The organism is bacterium (assembly GCA_030654305.1).
GTDB lineage: Bacteria > Krumholzibacteriota > Krumholzibacteriia > LZORAL124-64-63 > LZORAL124-64-63 > PNOJ01.
In genome coordinates this window covers 1-5,949 of the sequence record JAURXS010000399.1, presented here as the reverse complement: position 1 = coordinate 5,949, position 5,949 = coordinate 1, and the positions used below count along the sequence as shown (strand labels likewise).

Below are 5,949 nucleotides of genomic sequence, written 5' to 3'. Positions count from 1 at the left end.
CAGCTGGGCTTCCACCACGCGACCGAGGCGGGCATCACGATCGGCATCGACGACATCCTGATCCCCGACGCCAAGAAGGAGATCATCGCCGCGGCCCAGCGGCGCGTCGACGAGATCGTCAGCCAGCACCGCAAGGGCATCATCACCAACCGCGAGCGCTACAACAAGGTCATCGACCTCTGGACCCAGGTGTCCGACGAGGTCCGCGACCGCATGTTCGACAACCTGAAGAACGACGACCAGGGCTTCAACCCGGTCTACATGATGAACGCCTCCGGCGCCCGCGGTTCCGCCGACCAGATCAAGCAGCTGGCCGGCATGCGCGGCCTGATGGCCAAGCCCCAGAAGAAGGTGACGGGCGGTTTCGGCGAGATCATCGAGCAGCCCATCATCTCGAACTTCCGCGAGGGGCTGTCGGTGCTGGAGTACTTCATCTCCACGCACGGCGCGCGCAAGGGCCTCGCCGACACGGCGCTCAAGACGGCCGACGCCGGCTACCTGACCCGCCGCCTGGTCGACGTGTCCCAGGACATCGTCATCGCCGAGCACGACTGCGGCACGCTGCTGGGGATCGAGATCTCGGCCCTGAAGGAGGGCGAGAAGACGATCGAGCCGCTGCGCGACCGCATCGTGGGCCGCACCGTGGCCGAGGACATCGTCGACGAGAAGGGCGACTTCATCTGCGAGGCCGGCGAGCTGCTCTCGGCCGAGATGTCCGAGCGCATCGAGGAGGCGGGCGTCGAGAACCTGAAGATCCGCTCGATCCTGACCTGCCGCGCCAAGCGGGGCGTCTGCGCCCTCTGCTACGGCCACAACCTGGCCGAGAACCAGCTGGTCGACATCGGCGAGCCCGTGGGCGTCATGGCGGCCCAGTCGATCGGCGAGCCCGGCACGCAGCTCACGCTGCGGACCTTCCACATCGGCGGCACCGCCTCGCGCATCGCCGAGCAGAACATCAAGACCGCGGCGGCCAACGGCAAGATCGTGTTCGTCAACTGCGAGCTCGTGGTCGATGCCGACGGCGACCGCATCGCCATCAGCCGCAAGGGCGAGATGAACCTGGTCCTGGACTCCGGCGTGACGCGCAGCCACATGACGCTGCCCTACGGCGCCAAGGTCCTGGTCAAGGACGGCCAGAAGGTCAAGCAGGGCGAGGCGCTCTTCGAGTGGGACCCCTACTCGGACTTCATCCTGTCGGAGAAGGTCGGCGTCGTGTCCTACGTGGACATCATCGACGGGCAGTCGCTGGCCGTGGAGCTGGACGAGAAGACCCGCATGAAGCAGCCGGTCATCAAGGAGCCCCAGGACAAGTCGCTGCACCCGACGATCCGCATCGTGTCGGCGAAGACCGGCAAGAAGCTCGCGGAGTACATCCTGCCCACCGGCGCCTTCCTGCTGGCCGAAGATGGGCAGGAGGTCAAGATCGGCGACAAGCTGGTCAAGATCCCCCGCGAGGTCTCCCAGACCGGCGACATCACGGGCGGCCTGCCCCGCGTTGCCGAGCTGTTCGAGGCCCGGCGGCCCCGCGACTGCGCCGTGGTCACCGAGATCGACGGCACGGTCCAGTTCAAGGGCACCACGCGCGGCCTGCGCCGCATCGTCGTCGCCGGCGAGGGCGAGGAGGAGCGCGAGTACCTGATCCCGCACGGCAAGCACGTCCGCACCTACGAGGGCGAGCGCGTGCTGGCCGGCGACCGCCTGACCGAGGGGCCGATCAACCCCATGGACATCCTGGCGGTCAAGGGCGTCAAGGAGGTGCAGACCTACCTGGTCAACGCCATCCAGGAGGTCTACCGGCTCCAGGGCGTGAAGATCAACGACAAGCACATCGAGGTCGTGGTCTCGCGCATGCTGCAGAAGGTCGTCATCCTGGCCCCGGGCGACACCGACTACCTCGAGGGCGAGCAGGTGCTGCGCCAGGAGGTCGAGGACGCCAACGAGGACCTCGTCCGCCGCAACCTCCTGCTGCGGGAGCGCGGCGAGCCGCTGCTCGAGCCGGCGACGTCGGAGCCCCTGCTGCTGGGCATCACCAAGGCCAGCCTGAGCACCGACAGCTTCATCAGCGCGGCGAGCTTCCAGGAGACGACCCGCGTGCTGACCGACGCGGCGACCAAGAGCAAGCGGGACGAGCTGCGGAGCCTCAAGGAAAACGTGATCATGGGGCACCTGATCTCGGCCGGCACCGGCCAGCTCAAGTACAAGTCCCTGGCCGTGGAGGACCCGGAGTTCGAAGGCGAGGACCGGCGCATCCAGGACGCCCACCACGCCCTGGAACTCGCTGCGCAGCAGCCGATTGAGGAGTTCGACGAGCCCGACGACGACACCGAGGCCGTCGACCTGCTGCTCGACTGAGCGCCCGGAACGCCGATGGGCGCCCCGGGGACCGCCCGGAGCGCCCGCCGGCACCCGCAAGTGCGGGAAAAACCTGTGGGATCGCTTGACAAAGTTCCCGCCGGGCTATACTCTTTGCGTTCTGTGCCAAAGGGGCGATGTGCCCTGCGGCCCTGTTTTTGCCCGGGAAATGCGCCCGAGGGCGCCCGACCGGCGATGAGGAGATGAGAATTGCCGACCCTCAACCAGCTCGTGCGCAAAGGCCGCCAGCAAGTGCTCGTCAAGAGCAAGAGCCCGGCGCTGCAGGGTTGCCCCCAGCGAAAGGGCGTCTGCACCCGCGTCTACACCCAGACGCCCAAGAAGCCCAACTCGGCCCTGCGCAAGATCGCCCGCGTGCGCCTGACCAACGGCATCGAGGTCACCGCCTACATCGGCGGCGAGGGCCACAACCTGCAGGAGCACAGCATCGTGCTGGTGCGCGGCGGTCGCGTCAAGGACCTGCCCGGCGTCCGCTACCACATCGTGCGCGGCACCCAGGACGCCTCCAGCGTGGAGGCCCGTCGCCAGGGCCGCTCGAAGTACGGCGCCAAGCGCCCCAAGGTGAAGTCCTGACCCACTGGGTCGGCGGATGCGGGGCCGCGGGCCCCGCCAAGGAGTAGTCAGCAACATGGCCAGGCGCAGACGACCCGAACGACGCCACATCACCCCGGACCACCGGTACGGGGACGCCGTCGTGACGAAGTTCATCAACTACGTGATGTCCGACGGCAAGCGCAGCGTCGCCGAGCGGATGGTCTACGAGGCGATGGACATGATCAAGGAGAAGACGGGGCAGGAGGGCGTGGACGTCTTCCGCGCCGCCCTGAGCAACGTCAAGCCCAGCCTGGAAGTGAAGTCCCGCCGCATCGGCGGCGCGACGTACCAGGTGCCCGTCGAGGTCCGCCCCGACCGGCGCCAGATGCTCGCCATGCACTGGATCATCAGCTTCGCCCGCACCCGGCCCGAACACACGTTCGCCGAGCGGCTGGCTGCCGAGCTGGTCCTGGCCAGCAAGAACGAAGGACCGTCTATCAAGAAGCGCGAAGACACACACCGTATGGCTGATGCGAACAAGGCGTTCGCCCACTGCCGTTGGTAATGGTCCCTCTCGTTCAGGCTCACAAGGCGCTTCGCTAGGAAAGCTGGAGCGACAGGAACGAATAGCCCGTACGGTCGCCGCAGGAGGCGGGACCTGGGCAGTCGACGACGGACAGGCCCCTTTGGGGCGACTGTGCGAGTCGAATGCTTGCGGCCCGGGCATCATGGGGTGAACGTGGCGCGCCGAGTGACTCTGCAGAAGGTTCGCAACATCGGCATCATGGCCCACATCGATGCGGGCAAGACGACGACGACCGAGCGGATCCTCTACTACACCGGGCGCGTGCACATCCCCGGCGAAGTCCACGACGGGGCGACCCAGATGGACTTCATGGAGCAGGAGAAGGAACGCGGCATCACCATCACGGCGGCCGCGACCACCTGCGCCTGGCGCGACCACCGCGTCAACATCATCGACACCCCGGGGCACGTCGATTTCACCGTGGAGGTGGAACGCAGCCTGCGGGTCCTGGACGGGGCCGTGGCGGTCTTCTGCGCGGTCGGCGGCGTGGAGCCCCAGTCGGAGACGGTCTGGAGACAGGCCGACAAGTATCGGGTCCCGCGACTCGCGTTCGTCAACAAGATGGACCGGCCGGGAGCGGACTTCGACCGGGTCGTGGGGATGATGGTCGAGCGGTTGGGGGCGCGGCCGGCGCCGATCCAGCTGCCGGACGGAAGCGGCGAGGACTTCCGGGGCGTGATCGACCTGCTGACGATGCGGGTGCGGTACCCCGACCAGGCCGACCTGGGCGCCAGCTTCGAGGACGCGGAGATCCCGGCGGCGATGCTCCCGGCGGCGCGGCAGGCCCGCGCGAAGCTGGTCGAGACGGTGGCCGAGGTCGACGAGCCGATGATGGAGTGCTACCTCGAGGAGCGGGAGCCCGCGGACGAGGAACTCCTGGCCGGACTGCGGCGCGCCACGCTGGGCGCGCACCTGGTGCCGGTGCTCTGCGGCTCGGCGTTCAAGAACAACGGCGTGCAGAGGCTGCTCGACGCCGTGGTGGATTTCCTGCCTTCGCCGCTCGACCTGCCGCCGGTGCGGGGGTGGCGGGTGCAGGACGGCGAGGGCGGCGCCGGGACCGAGACCGAGTCCCGGGCGGTGGACGACGACGAACCGTTCAGCGCCATCGCCTTCAAGATCGTGACGGATCCCTTCGTGTCCCGGCTGGCCTTCATCCGGGTGTACAGCGGGGTCCTCAAGGCGGGCGGGGTCGTCCTGAACGCCAACACGGGCAGGAAGGAACGGATCGGCAAGATCTACCGGATGCACGCCAACAAGCGTGAAGAGGTGGAGGAAGTCGGGACCGGGGACATCGTGGCGGTGTCCGGCTTCAAGCAGATCCGCACGGGAGACACGCTCAGCGCCATCGAGAGGCCGATCCTGCTCGAGGCGATGAGTTTCCCGGAGCCGGTCATCTTCGTGGCGATCGAGCCCAAGACGAAGGCCGATCAGGACAAGATGACCGAGGCGCTGGCGGGGCTGGCGGACGAGGACCCCACCTTCCAGGTGAAGGTGGATCCCGAGACCGGCCAGATGATCATCAGCGGGATGGGCGAGCTGCATCTGGAGATCATCACCGATCGGATGCAGAGGGAATTCGGGGTCAGGGCCAACGTCGGCAAGCCCCAGGTCGCCTACCGCGAGACGATCACCGCCCCGGCGACGGCCGACTTCCGCCTCGAGCGGCAGTCCGGGACCAAGGTCCAGTTCGCGCACGTCACGCTGGCCGTCGAGCCGGCGGCCTACGGGGAGGGCCTGAGCTTCTCGAGCGGCGTGCCGGTGGACAGGTTGCCGGCGGAGTACCAGCGGGCCGTGCAGGAGGCGAGCCTCCAGGCCTGCGGGAGCGGGATCCTGGCCGGCCACCCGCTGGTGGACCTGCGGATCCGGCTGACGGGCGGGACCTTCGAGGAGGACGCCTCCAGCGAGCCGGCCTTCAGGGCGGCGGGCGCGGAGGCCCTGCGGCGGGCGGTCCAGGACGCCAGGCCGGCCCTGCTCGAACCGGTGATGGACGTCGAGGTGGTGGTCCCGGCTTCGTTCCTCGGGGACGTGACCGGGCACCTGAACTCGAAGCGCGGGCAGATCCAGCACCTGGAGCCGCGCGGGGACGTCCGGGTGATCAGGGCCGAGGTGCCGCTGAGCGAAATGTTCGGCTACGCCACGCAGGTCCGGTCGCTGACGCAGGGAAGAGCGACGTACACGATGCAGTTCGCCCGCTACGAGCGGGCACCCGAGAAGATCGCGACGGAAATCAAGCAGCGTTACATGGGCATCTGGACCCGCCCGTGACAACAGGACCGGCCCCGACGACGTCGAGAAGGAGGTAGCCAACCATGGCTCGTGCAAAGTTCGAACGGACGAAGGAACACGTGAACGTGGGGACGATCGGTCACGTGGACCACGGCAAGACGACGCTGACGGCGGCGATCACGGAGATCCTGTCGAAGAAGGGCCTGGCGGACTACGTTCCGTTCGACCAGATC

At 67.9% G+C, this 5,949-nt stretch carries 5 protein-coding genes; all 5 read left to right on the top strand.

Features of this window, described 5'->3' with window-relative positions:
* Positions 1 to 2,352, top strand: a 2,352-nt coding sequence (locus Q7W29_11425) for a DNA-directed RNA polymerase subunit beta' (GenBank protein ID MDO9172428.1), incomplete at its 5' end; no start/stop codon positions are given.
* Between the two features lie 210 nt (positions 2,353 to 2,562).
* Entirely contained in the window at positions 2,563 to 2,943 is a 381-nt protein-coding gene (gene rpsL / locus Q7W29_11420) for a 30S ribosomal protein S12 (GenBank protein MDO9172427.1), read from the top strand.
* A gap of 55 nt (positions 2,944 to 2,998) precedes the next feature.
* A complete protein-coding gene (gene rpsG, locus Q7W29_11415) occupies positions 2,999 to 3,469 on the top strand; it encodes a 30S ribosomal protein S7 (GenBank protein ID MDO9172426.1) in 471 nt (156 codons plus the stop codon).
* A 174-nt stretch (positions 3,470 to 3,643) separates the two neighbouring features.
* Positions 3,644 to 5,755 (top strand): elongation factor G, encoded by a 2,112-nt coding sequence (gene fusA / locus Q7W29_11410; protein MDO9172425.1) that lies wholly within the window; start codon positions 3,644 to 3,646, stop codon positions 5,753 to 5,755.
* 44 nt (positions 5,756 to 5,799) lie between these two features.
* Positions 5,800 to 5,949: GTP-binding protein (locus Q7W29_11405; GenBank protein ID MDO9172424.1), on the top strand; the 150-nt coding region annotated here is incomplete at its 3' end.